Origin of the sequence: Citrobacter sp. C13, assembly GCF_014596815.2 — a bacterium.
GTDB classification, from domain to species: Bacteria; Pseudomonadota; Gammaproteobacteria; order Enterobacterales; family Enterobacteriaceae; genus Citrobacter; species Citrobacter portucalensis.
Map to the genome: position 1 here is coordinate 3,327,420 of NZ_CP115024.1, position 20,525 is coordinate 3,347,944.

The 20,525-nt window shown below is 51.8% G+C and carries 17 protein-coding genes and 1 pseudogene; 7 read left to right on the plus strand and 11 right to left on the minus strand.

The window, feature by feature from the left end; all coding sequences use genetic code 11:
* Nucleotides 1-114 precede the first annotated feature (114 nt).
* From glsA to cobO, 3 genes are all read left to right on the plus strand, one after another.
* On the plus strand, nucleotides 115-1,116 hold the full coding sequence (gene glsA / locus IB222_RS16055) for a glutaminase A (protein ID WP_063940684.1): 1,002 nt from the start codon (nucleotides 115-117) through the stop codon (nucleotides 1,114-1,116).
* A 109-nt stretch (nucleotides 1,117-1,225) separates the two neighbouring features.
* Nucleotides 1,226-2,878 carry a class I fumarate hydratase gene (locus tag IB222_RS16060; RefSeq protein WP_003831421.1) on the plus strand — a complete coding sequence of 551 codons (1,653 nt, stop codon included), beginning with the start codon at nucleotides 1,226-1,228 and terminating at the stop codon, nucleotides 2,876-2,878.
* Between the two features lie 9 nt (nucleotides 2,879-2,887).
* Nucleotides 2,888-3,490, plus strand: a complete 603-nt coding sequence (gene cobO / locus IB222_RS16065; RefSeq protein ID WP_063940686.1) for a cob(I)yrinic acid a,c-diamide adenosyltransferase — start codon at nucleotides 2,888-2,890, stop codon at nucleotides 3,488-3,490.
* An 82-nt stretch (nucleotides 3,491-3,572) separates the two neighbouring features.
* Here the strand turns inward: cobO and IB222_RS16070 are convergent, their stop codons facing one another.
* Complete coding sequence (locus tag IB222_RS16070) at nucleotides 3,573-4,475, minus strand: LysR substrate-binding domain-containing protein (protein WP_003022936.1); 903 nt, start codon at nucleotides 4,473-4,475, stop codon at nucleotides 3,573-3,575.
* Between the two features lie 405 nt (nucleotides 4,476-4,880).
* Here IB222_RS16070 and cobA point away from each other — a divergent pair, with 405 nt between their 5' ends.
* Nucleotides 4,881-5,669 (plus strand): uroporphyrinogen-III C-methyltransferase, encoded by a 789-nt coding sequence (cobA, locus tag IB222_RS16075; protein WP_003831416.1) that lies wholly within the window; start codon nucleotides 4,881-4,883, stop codon nucleotides 5,667-5,669.
* On the opposite strand, the gene IB222_RS16080 is transcribed toward cobA, so the two are convergent.
* The 9 genes from IB222_RS16080 to sdhC form a co-directional block, all read right to left on the minus strand.
* Nucleotides 5,648-6,541 carry a PocR ligand-binding domain-containing protein gene (locus IB222_RS16080; RefSeq protein ID WP_149384144.1) on the minus strand — a complete coding sequence of 298 codons (894 nt, stop codon included), beginning with the start codon at nucleotides 6,539-6,541 and terminating at the stop codon, nucleotides 5,648-5,650. The genes cobA and IB222_RS16080 overlap by 22 nt on opposite strands.
* Nucleotides 6,542-6,852: 311 nt before the next feature.
* Nucleotides 6,853-7,722 (minus strand): succinate--CoA ligase subunit alpha, encoded by an 870-nt coding sequence (gene sucD, locus IB222_RS16085; protein ID WP_149384143.1) that lies wholly within the window; start codon nucleotides 7,720-7,722, stop codon nucleotides 6,853-6,855.
* Nucleotides 7,722-8,888, minus strand: coding sequence for an ADP-forming succinate--CoA ligase subunit beta (gene sucC / locus IB222_RS16090; protein ID WP_003022927.1), 1,167 nt, complete (start codon nucleotides 8,886-8,888; stop codon nucleotides 7,722-7,724). The genes sucD and sucC overlap by 1 nt, the downstream gene beginning before the upstream one ends.
* Nucleotides 8,889-8,978: 90 nt before the next feature.
* Nucleotides 8,979-10,202, minus strand: a complete 1,224-nt coding sequence (gene odhB, locus IB222_RS16095; RefSeq protein ID WP_003022925.1) for a 2-oxoglutarate dehydrogenase complex dihydrolipoyllysine-residue succinyltransferase — start codon at nucleotides 10,200-10,202, stop codon at nucleotides 8,979-8,981.
* Nucleotides 10,203-10,216: 14 nt separating this feature from the next.
* Complete coding sequence (gene sucA / locus IB222_RS16100) at nucleotides 10,217-13,018, minus strand: 2-oxoglutarate dehydrogenase E1 component (RefSeq protein WP_003831411.1); 2,802 nt, start codon at nucleotides 13,016-13,018, stop codon at nucleotides 10,217-10,219.
* Between the two features lie 265 nt (nucleotides 13,019-13,283).
* Nucleotides 13,284-14,000, minus strand: a complete 717-nt coding sequence (sdhB, locus tag IB222_RS16105; protein ID WP_003022921.1) for a succinate dehydrogenase iron-sulfur subunit SdhB — start codon at nucleotides 13,998-14,000, stop codon at nucleotides 13,284-13,286.
* Between the two features lie 15 nt (nucleotides 14,001-14,015).
* Nucleotides 14,016-15,782, minus strand: coding sequence for a succinate dehydrogenase flavoprotein subunit (sdhA, locus tag IB222_RS16110; protein WP_003831409.1), 1,767 nt, complete (start codon nucleotides 15,780-15,782; stop codon nucleotides 14,016-14,018).
* Nucleotides 15,782-16,129, minus strand: a complete 348-nt coding sequence (gene sdhD / locus IB222_RS16115) for a succinate dehydrogenase membrane anchor subunit (protein ID WP_003831408.1) — start codon at nucleotides 16,127-16,129, stop codon at nucleotides 15,782-15,784. The genes sdhA and sdhD overlap by 1 nt, the downstream gene beginning before the upstream one ends.
* Nucleotides 16,123-16,527 carry a succinate dehydrogenase cytochrome b556 subunit gene (sdhC, locus tag IB222_RS16120; protein WP_188055285.1) on the minus strand — a complete coding sequence of 135 codons (405 nt, stop codon included), beginning with the start codon at nucleotides 16,525-16,527 and terminating at the stop codon, nucleotides 16,123-16,125. The genes sdhD and sdhC overlap by 7 nt, the downstream gene beginning before the upstream one ends.
* A 383-nt stretch (nucleotides 16,528-16,910) precedes the next feature.
* On the opposite strand from sdhC, the pseudogene IB222_RS16125 reads away from it, so the two are divergent.
* The 3 genes and pseudogenes from IB222_RS16125 (at nucleotide 16,911) to IB222_RS16135 (ending at nucleotide 19,730) form a co-directional block, all read left to right on the plus strand.
* A pseudogene (locus tag IB222_RS16125) lies at nucleotides 16,911-17,021 on the plus strand (hypothetical protein).
* Nucleotides 17,022-17,224: 203 nt separating this feature from the next.
* Nucleotides 17,225-18,508 (plus strand): citrate synthase, encoded by a 1,284-nt coding sequence (locus IB222_RS16130; RefSeq protein ID WP_003831404.1) that lies wholly within the window; start codon nucleotides 17,225-17,227, stop codon nucleotides 18,506-18,508.
* A gap of 175 nt (nucleotides 18,509-18,683) precedes the next feature.
* Complete coding sequence (locus IB222_RS16135; protein ID WP_149384141.1) at nucleotides 18,684-19,730, plus strand: AbrB family transcriptional regulator; 1,047 nt, start codon at nucleotides 18,684-18,686, stop codon at nucleotides 19,728-19,730.
* Here IB222_RS16135 and nei read toward each other — a convergent pair.
* On the minus strand, nucleotides 19,727-20,518 hold the full coding sequence (nei, locus tag IB222_RS16140) for an endonuclease VIII (protein ID WP_149384140.1): 792 nt from the start codon (nucleotides 20,516-20,518) through the stop codon (nucleotides 19,727-19,729). The genes IB222_RS16135 and nei overlap by 4 nt on opposite strands.
* Nucleotides 20,519-20,525: the final 7 nt, after the last annotated feature.

Below are 20,525 nucleotides of genomic sequence, written 5' to 3' on the forward strand. Positions count from 1 at the left end.
AAACGCGTCAGCGTTGCCATCCGGCAATTATACCGTGTTAACGCCGGATGGCGTCGTGAACGCCTTATCCGGCCTACAGGATAGTTTTCCCAACAACACCAACAGGAATGCATAATGAATAAAACAATTCTCGGCGTGAGTCTCTTTTCTTTCAGCGTCTTGTTTAGCGCAACCACATTCGCGCAAACCACGCCCGACTACGCCAAGCTGATAGAACAGGCTCATCAGAAGTACAAAAGTAACAACGATGGAAAAGTCGCCGACTACATCCCTGCTCTGGCGACCTATAGCCCGAAAAATTTTGCCATCACCATTGCGACGGTGGACGGCAAGATCTACCAGGTTGGCGATGTTAACAAACCTTTCCCAATGGAATCCCTGAGTAAAGTGTTCACCATGGCGCTCGCCATGGAGCAGCACGGTCCTCAGGTAGTGCTGGATAAACTTGGCGCCAATGCCACCGGTATGCCATTCAACTCAGGTTTAGCCGTTGAACTGACCAAAGGCGCGCCTGAAAACCCGCTGGTAAACGCCGGGGCCATGAGCACCGTTAGCCTGATCGAAGCCAAAGACAAAACCGATCGTTGGAACAAAATTCTCGACAACCTGAACGTCTGGGCCGATGCCACTCTCACCGTGAACGAACCGGTTTTCAAATCTGAAATGGAAACCAACCAGCACAATCAGGCGCTGGCCAAGCTGATGGAATCCTATAACAGCTTCTATGGCAACACTGACGAAGCCGTCGAAATTTATACCCGCCAGTGCTCGGTGGATATCACCGTTGAGCAACTGGCCAAAATGGGTGCCGTACTCGCGAACAAAGGCAAATCTCCGTTCAACGGTAAACAGTTGCTGAACGAGAAATATGTTCCGCAGGTGCTGGCAGAAATGGCAATCGCCGGGCTTTACGACGGTAGCGGTAAATGGCTGTACACCGTTGGCATCCCGGCGAAAAGCGGCGTCGGCGGCGGCATGGTTGCCGTTGTCCCTGGCGAATATGCGATTGCGGTCTATTCTCCGCCGCTGGATGCAGCCGGTAACAGCGTTCGAGCCCAGCAAACTATCGAATATGTCGCCGAAGCAACAAAAGCCAATGTCTTTTTAGCCAAATAACTTTACGCCGGATGGCGCTTCGCTTATCCGGCCTACATCAATGCGTTAATCGTAGGCCGGATAAGCGGAGCGCCATCCGGCAAACAACACGAAGAGGTGAGAAGTAAACATGTCTAAACCATTTGTCTGGCAGGAACTCTTTGTTCAGAGTAAAGATAGTACCGAGTATGAATTACTGAGTAACCAGCACGTTACGGTAACGGAGTTAGACGGAGAGGAAGTGATCAAGGTTGCACCGGAAGCGTTAACCTTGTTAGCACAGCAGGCGTTTTATGAGGCTTCATTTTTCCTGCGCGCCGGACATTTAAAACAGATTGCCAGCATTTTGCACGACCCACAGGCCAGCAGTAACGATAAGTACGTCGCATTGCAGCTGCTGCGCAATGCAGAGGTTTCAGCTAAAGGCGTACTGCCCAACTGCCAGGATACCGGGACGGCAACCATTGTGGCCAGCAAAGGACAACATGTCTGGACCGGCGGCGATGACGCAGAAGCATTAAGCAAAGGCGTGTATTCCACCTTTACCGAAAACAACCTGCGTTACTCGCAAAATGCCCCGCTGGATATGTATACCGAGGTCAATACCCAGACCAACCTGCCCGCACAAATCGATATTAGCGCCACCCCAGGTAACGAATACCGTTTCCTGTTCGTCAATAAAGGTGGCGGCTCAGCTAACAAAGCTGCACTGTACCAGGAAACCAAATCCATTCTACAGCCGGAAAAACTCACTGCGTTCCTGATCGAAAAAATGAAATCACTGGGTACAGCCGCTTGCCCGCCATATCACATCGCTTTTGTGGTTGGGGGCTTATCCGCCGACCAGGCGCTGAAAGTCGCCAAACTGGCTTCAACCAAATATTACGATAATCTACCCACCAGCGGGAACGAGCTGGGCCAGGCGTTCCGTGATACGGCGCTGGAAGCCGAGTTGCTCAATGCCAGCCGCGAGTTTGGCATCGGGGCGCAGTTTGGCGGCAAATACTTTGCCCACGATATCCGCGTAATTCGCTTACCGCGCCACGGCGGCTCCTGCCCAATCGCGATGGCCCTCTCCTGCTCTGCCGACCGCAACATTAAGGCCAAAATTAATAAACACGGTATCTGGCTGGAAAAACTCGAGCATAATCCGGGCAAATTTATCCCCGATTCTCACCGGGTAGAAAACGGCGCTCAGACCGTACAACTGGATCTGAACCGTCCGCTGCGTGACATCCTGCATGACCTTTCCGCTCTGCCCATTGGTACACGCCTGTCGTTAAGCGGCCCGATTGTTGTCGCTCGCGATATCGCCCACGCGAACATCAAAGCACGACTGGATAACGGCGAACCTATGCCGGAATACATGAAAAAGCATATCGTTTACTACGCTGGTCCCGCCAAAACCCCGGAAAATCAGGCCTGTGGCTCGATGGGGCCCACCACCGGCGGGCGCATGGATGGGTATGTCGATGCTTTCCAGGCACAAGGCGGCAGCCTCATTATGCTCACCAAGGGTAACCGCAGCCAGCAGGTCACTGATGCCTGTCACAAACACGGTGGATTTAGCCTCGGCAGCATTGGCGGTGCCGCAGCCCTGCTGGCGCAGCAGTACGTGAAAAGCCTGCAGTGCCTTGAATATCCCGAACTGGGAATGGAAGCCGTATGGATGATGGAAGTTAAAAATATGCCGGCCTTCGTATTAGTGGATGACAAAGGCAATAACTTCTTTAGCCAGTTCGAGCAGCAGCATCGCTGCGCAACTTGTCCGGCAGGGCATTAAGGAGTTTCCATGGAAGCGCGCGCCAATAACGACAGACACCGTCAGCGTCAGCAGAAGCTGAAAGAGCAGGTTGATACCCGCGTAGCGGCTGCAACGGAGAAGAAAGGGATCCTGATTGTCTTCACCGGCAACGGAAAAGGAAAATCCACCGCAGCCTTTGGCACGGCAACGCGCGCAGTGGGTCACGGAAAAACCGTTGGCATCGCGCAGTTTATTAAAGGTCAGTGGGATAATGGCGAGTACAACACACTGCAACCGCTCGGCGTCGAGTTCCATATTATGGGCACCGGATTTACCTGGGAAACCCAAAATCGGCAAGCAGATATCGAGGCGGCAACGGTTGTGTGGCAGGAGAGTAAGCGCATGCTGGCTGATGCGCATTACGATCTAGTGGTGCTGGATGAACTCACCTACATGCTGGCTTACCACTATCTGGATACGCAAGAGGTTATCAGCGCCATCGAAAATCGCCCTGCCGGTCAGAGCGTTATCGTCACAGGGCGCGGATGCCATACGCTGTTACTGGAACTGGCCGATACGGTCAGTGAAATCCGCCCGGTCAAACACGCGTTTGACCGCGGTATTCAGGCACAGGTTGGGATTGATTGGTAGCCGTTCTTTTGCCGGATAACGATGCTAACGCGTCTTATCCGGCCTACCCATCGTTGTAGGCCTGATAAGGCGCAAGCCACCCTCAGGCAGCCGATACCACGGACTTACTGAGCAACCAGTTACGGAAAATCTGTAAATGCTCGGATTCCGATTTCTCTTCACGCCACGTCATAATAAATCGATTCCCGGTACGCATTGGAACATCGCAAGGAATGACCATATCACCACTGTCCAGATCGTGCTGAATGGCAAAACGCGGGAGCAGCGCAACGCCCAGATTAGAACGGACCGCCGCGATCAGCATCGATAACAAATCAAATCTCGGACCTTTATTCACCAGCGGACTGCTGACATCTGACAGCGCAAACCACTCCTGCCACCCTTTGATGCGCGTACTTTGGTGCAAGAGCGGAAATTCGTTTAGTAATTCGTTCACCGCCAGTTTTCGTTCCGGTTCGGCCAGCAAACAGCGGCTGCATACCGGCAGAATTTCCTCTTCAAACAGGTACTCAACCCCTGACCATGGCGAATAAAAGTCTTCACGCATAATTGCCGCGTCATACTCTCGATTGAGAAAATCACCAATATTCGCCAGGGAATGAATGTTCACGATAATATCAGGATTAAGTTTGTTAAATTCACGCAGGTTTGGGATCAGCCAGTGCGTGCTGAACGTCGGATTCACCGCCAGCTCAATAACCTGTACCGTTGGCTGCCAGGTCATTATCGTCGTCGTATCTCGTTCAAGTTTATTTAACGTTTCTTTAACGATACTTAAATAGTGTTTGCCAGCCGCATTTAAAAAAATGCGTTTTTTGGCATGATTAAATAGCGCGGTATTGAGAAAATCCTCCAGTGCATTTACCTGGCGGAAAACAGCACTTTGTGTTAAAGCCAGCTCTTCAGCTGCCCGGGTATAACTTTCGTGACGCGCAACAACTTCAAAAGTTACCAGCAACTCCGTCTTAGGTATTTTTCCTCTCATAACCTCTTCCATATGCAGCGTGCAAAAATAGTTTAATTTATAAAAAATAATTCAAGATACCCAGATAAGCACCGAGAGTTATATTTTATTTCATCCATTAATGTCATTGATCCAATCCATGATTTGCTCACACTGATGGCGGATAAATATTAACCGATAATACTCAAGGGCAACAATAAACACAATTTAAATAAGGTTAAATCCAAGCAAATAGTGCCAATAAGTTCTTAATAATTTTTCAAGTTATCTTGTTTATTGCAGAAAAAACTTTGCGAGATTAATCAATATTATCAGTGCGATAATTTTGGATAATTTCACGTTATAACTTACGGGCAAACGACTGCTTTTTATCATTCCTTGATGTAGTTTCTGCCTTTTTTTGAATGATGTGATAAAGGACACAATGTGAAAACTTTCGGAAAGGTCTGGCTCGTTGGGGCAGGTCCCGGTGATATTTCATTACTTACCCTCAAAGCAATGATGTGCATTAAACAGGCTGATGTCATTATTTACGATCGGCTGGTCAATCCTAAAATTTTGGAATGGGCATTACCTGATTGTCTGCTTATCAATGTCGGCAAAAACCCAGGCTTCCATTGTGTACCGCAGGATGAAATCAATGCACTGCTTGTCCAGTATGCCCAAACGCACAATAATATTGTGCGTCTGAAAGGCGGCGATCCGTATGTTTTTGGACGTGGGGCTGAAGAAGTTGAGGATCTCGTCGAGACGGGAATCCCGTTTGAAGTGGTGCCGGGTATCAGCTCAACTATTGGTGGCCTGACCTATGCCGGGATTCCGGTAACACACCGCGATTTCGCCTCGGGATTTCACGTGGTAACCGGTCATACGCGGGAAGGCAACCAACAGCAGGACTGGCGTCAGCTGGCCAAACTGAATGGTACGCTGGTTATCGTCATGGGTATCGCCAATCTGGCGTTTATCTGTGAGGAATTATTGATGGGTGGAAAATCGGCAGATACACCTGCAGCGCTAATTATGTCCGCCACCCGGGATAACCAACGCCGACTGACCTGTACGCTCGGTTCACTACTGAGCAAGGCGCAGGAAGCTAACATCCTCCCCCCTGCGCTGATAGTGATTGGTGATGTGGTAACCCTGAGCGATCGGCTCTCTTTTATCCCTGAAGCCATCACGCTGCCAGAAAACCTTTACTGCGACAGTCTGGCATGACGAAAAGACTGGGGCGACGTTTGATGCGCCGCCCGGAAAACGCGGCAAAAGTAACTGGTTTGTGCGTATTGGAGTTTCCGGGCAATGCTGTCTATTGAATGAATGGGATCGTGCAATAACTCCCCCGCTTTTTGCATTTTTTTCTGATTCACCCAGGTTTTAAAGTTAACGCCCTGCCGTTTCTTAAAAAAACGGCTGAAATAGTTTGCGCTTAAGCAGACATGAGCCGCTACGGATTCCAGAGATAATTCACTATATAAATTCTCATCAATATAACGCAACGCTGCCAGAAGCTTTTTTTCGTGTCGGGAAGGTTCTGTAAAATAATGACGCGTGTAACTGGTCGGCGGAATAACAAACTCATCCGATTGCTGCTGTTCTGTCCCGAAATTATCAACAATAAAACTTAATAAATTAGCTGATGCCACCAGCGCATTATTATCTACTACCGCTACCTGACTCCATTCAGCTTTTATTTTTGGTTCATCCATCCATGAGCATTCATTATCAATAACGATAGTTTTATATTCCTGATATTTTGCCCGCACCTGCCCACAGAGCATAAAACCGTACAGATGCCCCTCGCGAATTAATGGCATAGAAAACAGACTTAGCCCTGCGTGACAGCTGAGTATTCTGGGTTTAAGGTGTTTTAATCCTTCAAAAGCACAATACTTGTCGCACTTTTGGCAACTCACACAATAGCGTTCATCCGCCCGCATTAATGTGCAGAACGAATTAAAGTTATGGCAATCCGAGAGAGTTTTTCCGCTAACATCAACCACAACAGTGGCTAATCCAGTCGCACTGGAGAATACTTTTGCTATCGAGAAAAAACGTTGTAGGTAATCATCCTGGATTTTCAACGACACGGTATCCTCCGGCATTAATGAAATTAAAGCCGGTAATATGCAGAATTTCATCAGGAGAAAGAATGATGCTCACCGCAAAAAATAATCTCATTTATGCAGATGATTATGATCAAATTGCAAGATAAATATTGAATGCCATGATGGTTATTACCTACAGAAGAAAAATCGTATAGCTTTAAGCAGGTTATAAAAATAACGCACAGACAAAAGATGAATTGCAGACATAAAAAAGGCCATCATCAGATGGCCAACCATGTCGAAACGGGACCAGCCCTTGACTATGCAGAGAGTCAGGGCTGTTTTTTTATTTCTTACTTAATAACGGTTTTCAGCGCTTCGCCGATATCGGCCAGGCTACGAACAGTTTTCACGCCTGCAGCTTCCAGCGCAGCGAATTTCTCATCCGCTGTACCTTTACCACCCGCGATGATCGCACCCGCGTGACCCATACGCTTACCTTTCGGCGCAGTCACACCCGCGATGTAACCTACAACCGGCTTGGTTACATGATCTTTGATGTAAGCAGCCGCTTCTTCTTCCGCGCTACCGCCGATCTCACCGATCATGACGATCGCTTCAGTCTGCGGATCTTCCTGGAACAGCTTCAGGATGTCGATGAAGTTAGAGCCTGGGATCGGGTCACCACCGATGCCTACACAGGTAGACTGGCCGAAACCATAGTCGGTAGTCTGCTTAACCGCTTCATAGGTCAGGGTACCTGAACGGGAAACGATACCCACTTTACCCGGCTTGTGAATGTGGCCCGGCATGATACCGATTTTACATTCACCCGGAGTGATAACGCCTGGGCAGTTCGGGCCGATCATGCGTACGCCAGCTTCATCCAGCTTCACTTTCACGGTCAGCATATCCAGCGTTGGGATACCTTCGGTGATGGTGATGATAAGCTTGATGCCTGCATCAATTGCTTCCAGGATGGAGTCTTTGCAGAATGGCGCCGGAACGTAGATAACGGTGGCGGTTGCGCCGGTCGCTTCTACTGCTTCACGTACGGTGTTGAACACTGGCAGACCCAGATGCGTGGTGCCGCCTTTGCCCGGCGTAACGCCACCGACCATTTGCGTACCGTAAGCGATCGCTTGTTCAGAGTGGAATGACCCCTGGCTACCGGTGAAGCCCTGGCAGATAACCTTGGTATCTTTATTAATTAAAACTGACATTATTTCCCCTCCACTGCGGCAACAACCTGCTGAGCTGCATCCGTCAGACTTTTCGCTGCAATAATATTCAGGCCGCTATCAGCCAGTTTTTTCGCGCCGAGTTCAGCGTTGTTACCTTCCAGACGTACCACGACCGGAACGTTTACGCCTACTTCTGCTACCGCGCCGATGATACCGTCAGCGATCAGGTCGCAACGTACGATACCGCCGAAGATGTTAACCAGTACGGCTTTAACATTGTCATCAGAGAGGATAATTTTGAACGCTTCGGTTACACGCTCTTTGGTCGCACCGCCGCCAACGTCGAGGAAGTTAGCCGGTTCGCCGCCGTGCAGCTTAACGATGTCCATGGTGCCCATTGCCAGGCCCGCACCGTTAACCATACAACCGATGTTGCCGTCCAGCGCAACGTAGTTCAGTTCCCACTGTGCAGCCTGCGCTTCACGCGGATCTTCCTGAGACTGGTCGCGCATTTCGCGCAGGTCAGCCTGGCGGAACAGTGCGTTGCCGTCAGCGCCCAGTTTGCCGTCGAGGCAGATCAGGTCACCCTGCTTAGTCACAACTAGCGGGTTGATTTCGATCAGCGCCAGATCGCGCTCCAGGAAGATAGTCGCCAGACCCATGAAGATCTTGGTGAACTGCTGAACCTGTTTACCTTCCAGACCCAGTTTGAACGCCAGCTCACGCCCCTGGTAAGGCATCGGGCCTGCCAGCGGATCGAGCGCCACTTTGTGGATCAGATGCGGGGTTTCTTCCGCCACTTTTTCGATTTCCACGCCGCCTTCGGTAGAGGCCATGAAGACCACGCGACGGGAGCTACGGTCAACAACTGCGCCGAGGTAAAGTTCTTTACCAATGTCGGTCGCGGCTTCAACCAGAATCTGATTTACCGGTTGGCCATGAGCGTCTGTCTGGTAAGTGACCAGACGTTTACCCAGCCAGTGTTCAGCAAAAGCGCGAATGTCTTCTTTGCTGTTTACCACCTTCACACCGCCCGCTTTACCACGGCCACCAGCGTGAACCTGACATTTCACTACCCACGGGCCAGCACCGATTTTAGATGCAGCTTCTTCGGCTTCACGCGGAGTAGTACAGGCATAACCCACCGGTGCCGGTAAGCCATAGCGGGCAAAAAGTTGTTTTGCCTGATATTCATGTAAGTTCATGTGTTCTGTCCATCCTTCAGGTAATCGTTATCTTTTACCCGTAGGTCTGATAAGCGTCCAGACCTACGGGGCAGGTGATACTCTTATTAACTACACGTCCAGCAGCAGACGCGTTGGATCTTCCAGCAACTCTTTAATGGTTACCAGGAAGCCTACTGACTCACGACCATCGATCAGACGGTGGTCATAAGACAGCGCCAGATACATCATCGGCAGGATTTCAACCTTGCCGTCTACCGCCATCGGACGATCTTTGATGGCATGCATACCCAGGATGGCGCTCTGCGGTGGGTTGATGATCGGCGTAGACATCAGGGAACCGAACACACCACCGTTAGTGATGGTGAAGTTACCACCCGTCAGATCTTCGACCGTCAACTTGCCGTCGCGACCTTTAACTGCCAGTTCTTTAATATTCTTCTCAATGTCAGCCATACCCAGCAGATCCACATCACGCAGGACCGGCGTGACCAGGCCACGCGGCGTGGAGACCGCCATGCTGACATCAAAGTAGTTGTGGTAAACCACGTCATCGCCGTCGATGGACGCGTTCACTTCCGGATAGCGTTTCAGCGCTTCAACAACCGCTTTCACGTAGAAAGACATAAAGCCCAGACGGATACCGTGGCGTTTCTCGAACGCATCACCGTATTGCTTACGCAGGTCCATGATTGGCTTCATGTTGACTTCGTTGAACGTGGTCAGCATGGCGGTAGAATTTTTCGCTTCCAGCAGACGCTCGGCTACGCGTTTGCGCAGACGAGTCATCGGAACACGTTTTTCGCCACGCGCGCCCAGTTGAGCCTGCGGTGCAGGTGCTGCAGCCGGGGCTTTTGCTTCGGCTTTCGCAGCCGGAGCTTTCGCCAGATGTTTTTCAACATCTTCACGGGTGATACGACCGCCGACACCGGTGCCGTTGATAGCGCTGGCTTCGAGGTTATGCTCACCCAGCAGGCGACGGATCGCCGGGCTCAGGGCATCGTTGTTCTGCTCAGCAAGAGACGCCTGCTGGCGCTGTGCCGGAGTAGAATCTTTCTCTTCAGACTTAGCACTGGTTTCTTTACCGGTGCTATTGCCTTCACGCAGGCGACCGAGGATCTGGCGAGAAGTGACGGTTGTCCCTTCATCTTCCAGAACCGCATCAAGAATACCGTCCGCTGATGCCGGTACTTCCAGTACCACTTTGTCAGTTTCGATTTCTACCAGTACTTCATCACGACGTACTGCATCGCCCGGTTTTTTGTGCCAGGTTGCAACCGTTGCATCCGCTACGGATTCAGGCAGGTCGGGAACAAGAATATCTACGCTACTCATTATTTATCCTTTATTTAATCGACGTTCAGCGCGTCATTTACCAGATCTTGTTGCTGCTTCTGGTGAACGGACATATACCCTACTGCCGGAGAGGCAGAGGCCGGGCGACCTGCATAACGCAGAGCTGACCCAAATGGAATTACTTCACGGAAATGATGCTGGCTGCAGTACCATGCGCCCTGGTTGAGCGGCTCTTCCTGGCACCAGACAAAATCATGTACGTGAGCAAATGGTTTCAGCGCTTCCTGCACCGCTTTATGCGGGAACGGATAGAGCTGTTCGATGCGCACAATGGCGACATCTTTTTGGTCGTTCTTGCGGCGTTGCTCCAGCAGGTCGTAATAAACCTTACCAGAACACATCACGACACGCTTCACGCCTTTAGGATCAAGTTCATCTACTTCGCCAATGGCTGGCAGGAAAGTACCATTTGCCAGTTCGTCCAGCGTAGACACCGCCAGCGGATGACGCAGCAGCGACTTCGGTGACATCACCACCAGCGGACGACGCATACCTCGCAGCGCCTGACGACGCAGCATGTGGTAAACCTGCGCCGGGGTAGACGGGACGCAAACCTGCATGTTTTGCTCAGCGCAAAGTTGCAGATAACGTTCCAGACGCGCGGAGGAGTGCTCCGGACCCTGACCTTCATAGCCGTGCGGCAGCAGCATAACCAGACCGCACATACGGCCCCATTTCTGCTCACCGGAAGAGATGAACTGGTCGATAACGACCTGCGCACCGTTGGCGAAGTCGCCGAACTGTGCTTCCCAGATGGTTAGCGTGCGCGGTTCTGCTGTGGCATAACCGTACTCGAACGCCAGCACGGCTTCTTCAGACAGTACGGAGTCCCATACGCGGAAGGTGCCTTGTCCGTTATGCACATGCTGCAGCGGAGTGTAGGTTGAACCGTTGGCCTGGTTATGAATTACCGCGTGACGGTGGAAGAAGGTTCCGCGACCGGAATCTTCACCAGACAGACGGACCGGAATGCCTTCGTCAACCAGCGTGGCGTAAGCCAGATTCTCTGCACCACCCCAGTCAAACAGCTTCTCGCCTGCGGCCATGGCCTGACGGTCGCCGTAAATCTTGGCAACACGCGACTGCATTTCAACCGCTTCAGGTACAGTGCTGATGCGTTTTGCCAGCTCCTGCAGACGCTTCATCTCAACTTTGTTCGGGTAGTTTTCATCCCACTCGTGGTTGAGGTACGGCGACCAGGTGAAGGAGTGCATGTTCATTGGACGCCACTCTTTCACTACGCATTCGCCAGCATCCAGCGCGTCACGGTACAGATTGACCATTTCAGTCGCATCTTCCAGCGTGGCGACCTTGTCCGCTTCCAGCTTATCAGCGTAGATTTTGCGCGGGGTCGGATGCTTTTTGATTTTCTGATACATCAGCGGCTGGGTTGCGCTCGGCTCGTCGGCTTCGTTGTGGCCGTGACGGCGGTAGCACACCAGATCGATGAAGACATCGCGTTTAAAGGTATTACGGAAATCCAGCGCCAGGCGGGTCACGAAAGCGACCGCTTCCGGGTCATCCGCGTTCACGTGGAAAATCGGCGCCTGAACCATCTTACCGATGTCGGTACAGTACGGTGTAGAACGCGCATCCAGCGGGTTAGACGTAGTGAAGCCCACCTGGTTGTTGATAACGATGCGAACGGTACCGCCCACTTCGTAACCACGCGCTTTCGACATGTTCAGGGTTTCCTGAACCACGCCCTGCCCGGTAACTGCCGCATCACCGTGAATGGTGATTGGCAGGACTTTATTGCTGCTCGGCTCGTCCAGACGATCCAGACGTGCACGTACGGAACCGATAACTACCGGGCTAACGATTTCCAGGTGCGACGGGTTAAACGCCAGCGCCAGGTGTACCAGGCCGCCTTCGGTTTCGATATCAGACGAGAAGCCCATATGGTACTTCACGTCACCGGTGCCGAGGTGTTCTTTATGTTTGCCCGCAAATTCGTCGAACAGTTCCTGCGGGCGTTTGCCCAGTACGTTAACCAGAACGTTCAGACGACCACGGTGCGCCATGCCCAGTACCACTTCACGGGTACCGCTGTTACCGGCGTGGCGGATCATCTCTTTGAGCATTGGGATTAACGCATCACCGCCTTCCAGCGAGAAGCGTTTTGCACCCGGGAACTTAGCGCCCAGGTAGCGTTCCAGACCTTCCGCTGCGGTCAGTTCGCTGAGGAAGCGTTTCTTCTCTTCACTACTGAACGCGGCACGTCCAGACTCGATACGCTGTTGAAGCCAGCGTTTTTCTTCGGTGCTGGTGATGTGCATATACTCGGCGCCAATTGGGCCGCAGTAGGTTTGTTTCAGCGCGACAACCAGGTCGCTCAGCTTCATGGTGTCTTTGCCGCCGGCAAAAGAACCTACGTTAAAGCTTTCCTGGAAATCCGCATCGGTCAGATCGTGGAAAGACGGGTCCAGATCGGCCACATTTTCTTGTTGCCACAGTCCCAGCGGATCGAGATTCGCATGCTGATGACCGCGGAAACGATAGGCGTTAATGAGCTGCAGGACTTTAACCTGCTTCACATTGGCATCAGGGTCGGAAATAGAAGAAGAGTAACGTGGGGTAATCAACGCCTGTCGACGGAAATAATCACGTGTTTTTGAGTGGAGTTGATCCGGTTTGACTCCGGTACCAGGTAACTGCTGGAACGTCGAACGCCAGTTAGCATCTACCGAGTCAGGGTCGGTTAAGAAGTCTTCATAGAGCTGTTCTATCCAGCTCTGGTTTGAACCAGAGAGGTAAGAAGAGTCCAACCAGGCTTTCAAAGCGCTGTTCTGCATCGTGATCCCTTAAGCATTTGTATGCTTACTTCGCCGTGGATACTACCACGCACACCGATGTGCGTGCCGGGGTTCACTTGTTGCGGACTGTCGTGTTTTCTGCGTCCGCTAAGGAACCTTTAAAAACTGTCTAATAATGTGGCAGTTTTTAGAGGTTTCCTGCACTTATATTGCCTGATGGCGCTTCACTTATCAGGCCTACAAGGTACATAACCCGTAGGCCGGATAAGACGCTACGTCGCCATCCGGCAACCACTACAACAACTTACGCACTACGTTTGAGCAGCATCGACTTAATATGGCCGATGGCACGCGTCGGGTTCAGTCCTTTCGGACATACGCTGACGCAGTTCATGATGCTATGGCAGCGGAATACGCTGAAAGCGTCACTTAAACCTTCCAGGCGGCTGTCGGTCTCGGTATCGCGGCTATCAATTAAGAAGCGATACGCTGCCAGCAGGCCTGCCGGGCCAATAAACTTGTCCGGGTTCCACCAGAATGATGGGCAGGACGTTGAGCAGCATGCACACAAAATACATTCATACAGCCCATCGAGCTTCTCACGCTGCTCTGGCATTTGTAAATGCTCACGAGCTGGCGGATTTTTCCCATTATTCAACAAGTAAGGCTTAATCTTCTCATACTGTGCGTAGAATTGCCCCATGTCTACCACCAAATCGCGCACAACCGGTAAGCCCGGCAGCGGGCGAATGACAATTTTTTTGCCCGGCTGATTCAGCGCAGAAATAGGAGTGATACAGGCCAGTCCATTTTTGCCGTTCATATTCAGACCGTCGGAGCCACAAACCCCTTCACGGCAGGAGCGACGAAACGACAGCGACGGATCTTTTTCTTTCAGCTGCATCAAGGCATCCAGCAGCATCATGTCACGCCCTTCTTCCGCCTCCAGGGTGTAATCCTGCATGCGCGGAGCGTCGTCAACATCCGGGTTATAGCGATAAACTGAAAACTCGAGTTTCATTGTCCTGTCTCCGCATTAATAAGTACGAATCTTCGGCGGGAATGCCGGGCGCAGCTTCGGTTCCATATTGACTTGACGTCGCGTCATGGATTCCGATTCTGGCAGGTACAGGGAATGGCACAGCCAGTTTTCATCATCACGTTCCGGGAAGTCGAAGCGGCTATGCGCGCCACGGCTTTCGGTACGGAAGTTTGCAGATACTGCAGTGGCGTACGCGGTCTCCATCAGGTTATCCAACTCCAGACACTCAACGCGCTGGGTGTTGAACTCGCTGGAGGTATCGTCCAGACGGGCATTTTTCAGGCGTTCGCGGATCGCTTTCAGCTCTTCCAGACCTTTCGCCATCGCATCGCCTTCGCGGAATACCGAGAAGTTATGCTGCATACATTCTTGCAGCGCTTTGCGAATCGCCACCGGGTCTTCACCGTTACGGTTACCGTTCCAGCGGTTCAGACGCGCCAGAGAAGCGTCGATTTCATCTTCGGTCGCATCCAGCAGGTCACCCTGCTCAGCGATAGATTCCTGCAGGTGCAGACCAACCGCACGACCAAATACGACCAGGTCCAGCAGCGAGTTGCCGCCAAGACGGTTGGCGCCGTGAACCGATACGCAGGCGATTTCGCCGACGGCAAACAGCCCAGGGATCACCACATCTTCACCCTGCTCATTCACGGTCAGCGCCTGGCCAGTGACTTTGGTCGGAATACCGCCCATCATATAGTGGCAGGTTGGGATAACCGGAATCGGCTCTTTGACCGGGTCAACGTGAGCAAAGGTACGGGACAGTTCGAGAATGCCCGGCAGACGGGATTCCAGCACTTCTTTACCCAGGTGGTCGAGTTTCAGTTTGGCGTGTGGACCCCACGGGCCGTCGCAGCCGCGACCTTCGCGAATTTCGATCATGATGGAACGCGCCACCACGTCACGACCCGCCAGGTCTTTCGCATTCGGGGCATAACGCTCCATGAAGCGCTCACCGTGTTTGTTCAGCAGGTAGCCACCTTCACCACGGCAGCCTTCTGTTACCAGAACGCCAGCACCGGCGATACCGGTTGGGTGAAACTGCCACATCTCCATATCCTGCACCGGCACGCCAGCGCGGATAGCCATACCAACACCGTCACCGGTATTGATGTGGGCATTAGTAGTGGACTGATAAATACGGCCAGCACCGCCGGTGGCCAGCACGGTCGCACGGGCTTTGAAGTAAACCACTTCACCGGTTTCGATACACAGCGCGGTACAACCGACAACTGCGCCATCGGCGTTTTTTACCAGGTCCAGCGCATACCACTCGGAGAAGATGGTGGTATGGTTTTTCAGGTTCTGCTGATACAGCGTGTGCAATAGTGCATGACCGGTACGGTCGGCCGCTGCCGCTGTACGAGCCGCCTGCTCGCCGCCGAAGTTCTTCGACTGGCCGCCAAACGGACGTTGATAAATTGTGCCATTGTCGAGGCGAGAGAACGGCAGCCCCATGTGGTCCAGCTCCAGAATCGCTTCCGGACCGGTTTTACACATATATTCAATAGCGTCCTGGTCACCAATGTAGTCCGACCCTTTAACGGTGTCGTACATGTGCCATTCCCAGTTATCTTCATGGGTATTACCGAGCGCAACGGTGATGCCACCCTGCGCGGATACGGTATGGGAACGGGTTGGGAACACTTTGGAGAGCAGCGCACAGGTCTGACCGCTCTGGGAAATTTGCAGCGCCGCGCGCATACCTGCGCCGCCGGCACCAATCACAACAGCATCAAATTCTCTGACTGGCAGTTTCATTACACACCCCACACCACAACAAATCCATAAATGACGTAAACCACCAGCGCAACGACGATAGCCAGTTGCAGAATCAGGCGCACAGCCAGAGGTTTAACGTAGTCGGTCAACACCTGCCACATGCCGATCCAGGCATGAATCAAGATGGAGAAAAGTGCCAGCAGGGTGAAGACTTTGGTGAATGCCGATGAGAAGAAACCGGTCCAGACTTCATACGTCAGCTCGCCGCTGGTGGCGAAGAAACCGACCATATAGATGATGTATAACGTCAGAACGATAGCGGTAGCACGGACCAGAATGAAGTCATGTACGCCGTTGCGTCCTAATGCGGAGGCGTTGCTTACCATACGAGGACTCCTGCGAGAAGTGAAAGCACGACAATGATAACGAAACAAATTTTGGCGGAGCGTGTCCCTGCTTCGAGGGTTTCTTCGATATAGCCAAAATCCATCAACAGATGGCGAATGCCCATTACGACGTGATATGCCAGCGCAATCAGGATCCCCCACAGAATTAACTCTACAAAGAAGTTATTCATAATGGATGACGCGGTGAGGAAACCTTCAGGGGAGGAAAGGCTGGTACCCAATAACCACAACAGAATCCCGACCGCCACGAAGGTGATCACTCCGGATACGCGATGGAGAATGGACGCTATCGCCGTGATTGGGAACCGGATCGTTTGCAGATCCAGATTGACAGGTCTTTGTTTTTTCACATTTCTTATCATGAATAACGCCCACATGCTGTTCTTATTATTCCCTTTAGACTTCGGGTACAGAAGATGAAGACACCTGTAGCCTGAAAGACGACGGGATTTCCTTCCTCCGGTCTGCGTGCGGGTCAGACAGCGTCCTTACTATAACTACGCGTCATATAAAACACTGCTTCCAGATGCTAAAACGACACGTTACAACGCTGGTTGGCTCGGGATTGCAGGGTATTCCGGAGACCTGGCGGCAGTATAGGACGTTCACAAAATCATTACAATTAACCTACATATAGTTTGTCGGGTTTTATCCCGAACAGTGACATAGGTCACGATAACAACATTATTTTAATTTTTAATCATCTGATTTGACAATCATTAAACAAAGTTGTTACAAACGACACCAGAAAAAGCATATAATGCGTAAAAGTTATGGGGTCACTCTTTCACCGGAGATTTAGTTATGTAACAGTGTGGAAGTATTGACCAATACCTTCAGGACAGTTATTAGTGATAGACAGGTTAAATAATTCGGATTGCTAAGTTCTTGATTTGCAGTTTATTCGCCATGAAAAGACCGTTTTACCTGCAAGCGCCCATAGCTCTGTACCCAGGTCATCCCCTCTTTCGCAGAGCGGCGAGCCAAATAACAAACTGGTAACGGTTTATTGATGCACGAAGGCAAATTTAAGTTCCGGCAGTCTTAAGCAATAAGGCGCTAAGGAGACCGTAAATGGCTGATACTAAAGCAAAACTCACTCTAAATGGTGACGCTGCTATTGAACTGGATGTGCTGAAAGGTACGCTCGGTCAAGATGTTATTGATATTCGTAGCCTTGGCTCAAAAGGGATGTTTACTTTTGACCCAGGTTTCACCTCTACCGCATCCTGCGAATCCAAAATTACTTTCATCGACGGTGACGAAGGTGTTTTGCTGCATCGCGGCTTCCCGATTGACCAGTTGGCGACCGAGTCCAACTATCTGGAAGTGTGTTATATCCTGCTGTACGGCGAAAAACCGACGCAGGAAGAGTACGACGAGTTCAAAACCACAGTCACTCGCCATACCATGATCCACGAGCAGATCACCCGTCTGTTCCACGGTTTCCGCCGCGACTCTCACCCGATGGCCGTTATGTGCGGTGTAACCGGAGCGCTGGCAGCGTTCTATCATGACTCGCTGGATGTAAACAACGCGCGTCACCGTGAAATCGCCGCCTTCCGCCTGCTGTCCAAAATGCCAACCATGGCAGCGATGTGCTACAAATATTCCATCGGGCAGCCGTTCGTGTACCCACGTAACGATCTCTCCTACGCCGGTAACTTCCTGAACATGATGTTCTCTACGCCGTGCGAAAAATACGAAGTGAATCCTATCCTGGAACGCGCAATGGACCGTATCTTAATCCTGCACGCTGACCACGAACAGAACGCCTCAACCTCTACCGTACGTACCGCGGGCTCTTCTGGCGCTAACCCGTTTGCCTGCATCGCAGCCGGTATTGCTTCCCTGTGGGGACCGGCTCACGGTGGCGCAAACGAAGCTGCGCTGAAAATGCTGGAAGAAATCAGCTCTGTTAAACACATTCCGGAATTTGTTCGCCGCGCGAAAGACAAGAATGATTCCTTCCGCCTGATGGGCTTTGGTCACCGTGTTTATAAAAACTATGACCCGCGCGCTACCGTCATGCGTGAAACCTGCCACGAAGTGCTGAAAGAACTGGGTACCAAAGATGATCTGCTGGAAGTGGCGATGGAACTTGAGCACATTGCGCTCAATGACCCGTACTTCATCGAGAAGAAACTCTACCCGAACGTAGACTTCTACTCCGGCATCATCCTGAAAGCGATGGGTATTCCGTCCTCCATGTTCACCGTGATCTTCGCCATGGCACGTACCGTTGGCTGGATTGCACACTGGAACGAAATGCACACCGACGGCATGAAAATCGCGCGTCCGCGTCAGCTGTACACCGGCTACGACAAGCGCGATTTTAAGTCTGATATTAAGCGTTAATTGTCTGCCGGATGGCGCTAGCGCTTGTCCGGCTTAAAGTTATAAACGCTCCCAGGCCGGATAAAGCAGTGATGCCTATGTCCGGCCTGTTTTTATTTGATCCACATTATTTTATTCTTATCGTGCTTTCTCTATGATTTACTGAGATTTCTCACATTTTACTCAGGAGCATGGGATGCCTGTTTTGCAGTGGAGCCTGTTGTTTGTGCTATCGCTCCTTCTTTCCCTGCTCTTTCTGTTTATCCATCTTCCAGGACCACTGCTGCTCGGTTCGATGATCGTCGGCATCATTTTCAGTATGCGCGGCATTTCGCTGCATCCTCCCCGCTGCACATTTCTTGGCGCGCAGGCGATTCTCGGCTGCATGATTGCCCAAAATTTGACCGGTTCAATCTTCACAACCCTTGCGGCCCACTGGGCGATGGTGATTGCTATCCTGCTGGCAACCCTTATCAGCAGCGCGGTAATCGGCTGGCTGCTGGTTCGCTACAGTAATCTACCGGGGAATACCGGTGCGTGGGGCTCGTCACCTGGCGGCGCAGCGGCAATGGTCGCGATGGCCCAGGATTATGGCGCCGACATCCGGCTGGTGGCGTTTATGCAGTATCTGCGCGTACTGTTGGTAGTCGGCGCGGCAGCGCTGGTCACCCGGCTGGTGATGGGCGACCAGGCCCAAACGGTCAGTGAACAAATCATCTGGTTTCCGCCGCTAAGCGGCAATCTTTTCAGCACTCTGATGCTGGCCGCCGTTGCCGGCACGGCTGGACGCCTACTGCGTATTCCCTCTGGCGTCATGCTATTGCCAATGCTGGTGGGTGCCTTACTGAATGCAAGCGGAGTAATGGTAATTGAACTGCCGGAATGGCTACTGGCGATAGCCTACATGTCAATTGGCTGGCAAATCGGCCTTGGCTTTGACAAGCAGATCTTTCTAATGGCATTACGACCACTGCCACAGATCCTGTTGTCCATTTTTTCACTGATGGCGATCTGCGCCGCCATGGCCTGGGGACTGGCGCATTACATGCAGATCGACTTTCTCACTGCCTATCTGGCAACCAGTCCTGGAGGAGTGGATTCTGTTGCGGTAATCGCAGCAGGAAGCCACGCTGATATGGCGCTCATCATGGCGATGCAAACCCTGCGACTGTTCAGCATTTTGTTAACTGGCCCCGCAGTCGCGCGCTTTATTTCAGTGCACGCTCCAAAACAGCCCGCTTAGTGCTGACATCCCGGACACCAGTAAAAGGGGCGCGAAGAGAGCATCGTTTTTTCGATGATTCCACCACAGCGCTCACAGGCTTCACCGTCCCGATGAAAGACCTTGAAGCGAAACAACGCACCGTGATGTTTGTTTTCATCGACCAGGCCGCGGGTAGTATAAGACAGCCGCGGAATATCAAGCAGCGCATGTGCCAGTTGATCCAGTTGCTCATCACTAAGCTGCGACGCTTTATGCTGCCCGGTCAACCCAACCTGCCAAAGGATCTCTACCCGCAGGTAGTTACCTAATCCCGCCAGAAACGCCTGGTCCAGTAGCAGACCAGAAAACTGGCGATTGCGAAAACGCGGAGATAACAGACGCGCTTTAACCTCATCGGGCGTTAAACGTAAATCCAGTACATCCGGCCCTACCCGTTGCAGGAACGGATGGGTGGCGAGCTGTTCTGGCGTCAGCATTTCGATATCAGATGCGCTATAGAGCAGAATTGTTTTGTCGTGTGTTTGCAGACTGACGCGCAGTACCCGCGAAGTTTGCGGGATTTTGCCGGTATCCACCACTCGCCACACACCATAGAGCTGATTGTGACTGTACAGCGTCAGGTTATTAGAAAAATGGGTCAGTAATGCTTTCCCCCGCGTTTCAAGCTGGGTAACACGTTGCCCAATTAGTTGAGATTGATACGGTTTTAACTGCTCAAAGGCAAACCAGACATCCGTCAGGGGTTTGCCTTTGACTGCCGCCTCCAGGTTATCCGCCGCGCGGCGGATCTCCGGGCCTTCAGGCATAATACTT

What these genes read in the sequence shown, in the direction of transcription:
- glsA (WP_063940684.1), top strand. Translation starts at nt 115, where the DNA reads ATGAATAAAACAATTCTCGGCGTGAGTCTCTTTTCTTTCAGCGTCTTG.
- IB222_RS16060 (WP_003831421.1), top strand. Translation starts at nt 1,226, where the DNA reads ATGTCTAAACCATTTGTCTGGCAGGAACTCTTTGTTCAGAGTAAAGAT.
- cobO (WP_063940686.1), top strand. Translation starts at nt 2,888, where the DNA reads ATGGAAGCGCGCGCCAATAACGACAGACACCGTCAGCGTCAGCAGAAG.
- IB222_RS16070 (WP_003022936.1), bottom strand. Translation starts at nt 4,475, where the DNA reads ATGAGAGGAAAAATACCTAAGACGGAGTTGCTGGTAACTTTTGAAGTT.
- sucD (WP_149384143.1), bottom strand. Translation starts at nt 7,722, where the DNA reads ATGTCAGTTTTAATTAATAAAGATACCAAGGTTATCTGCCAGGGCTTC.
- sucC (WP_003022927.1), bottom strand. Translation starts at nt 8,888, where the DNA reads ATGAACTTACATGAATATCAGGCAAAACAACTTTTTGCCCGCTATGGC.
- odhB (WP_003022925.1), bottom strand. Translation starts at nt 10,202, where the DNA reads ATGAGTAGCGTAGATATTCTTGTTCCCGACCTGCCTGAATCCGTAGCG.
- sucA (WP_003831411.1), bottom strand. Translation starts at nt 13,018, where the DNA reads ATGCAGAACAGCGCTTTGAAAGCCTGGTTGGACTCTTCTTACCTCTCT.
- sdhB (WP_003022921.1), bottom strand. Translation starts at nt 14,000, where the DNA reads ATGAAACTCGAGTTTTCAGTTTATCGCTATAACCCGGATGTTGACGAC.
- sdhA (WP_003831409.1), bottom strand. Translation starts at nt 15,782, where the DNA reads ATGAAACTGCCAGTCAGAGAATTTGATGCTGTTGTGATTGGTGCCGGC.
- sdhD (WP_003831408.1), bottom strand. Translation starts at nt 16,129, where the DNA reads ATGGTAAGCAACGCCTCCGCATTAGGACGCAACGGCGTACATGACTTC.
- sdhC (WP_188055285.1), bottom strand. Translation starts at nt 16,527, where the DNA reads ATGTGGGCGTTATTCATGATAAGAAATGTGAAAAAACAAAGACCTGTC.
- IB222_RS16130 (WP_003831404.1), top strand. Translation starts at nt 17,225, where the DNA reads ATGGCTGATACTAAAGCAAAACTCACTCTAAATGGTGACGCTGCTATT.
- IB222_RS16135 (WP_149384141.1), top strand. Translation starts at nt 18,684, where the DNA reads ATGCCTGTTTTGCAGTGGAGCCTGTTGTTTGTGCTATCGCTCCTTCTT.
- nei (WP_149384140.1), bottom strand. Translation starts at nt 20,518, where the DNA reads ATGCCTGAAGGCCCGGAGATCCGCCGCGCGGCGGATAACCTGGAGGCG.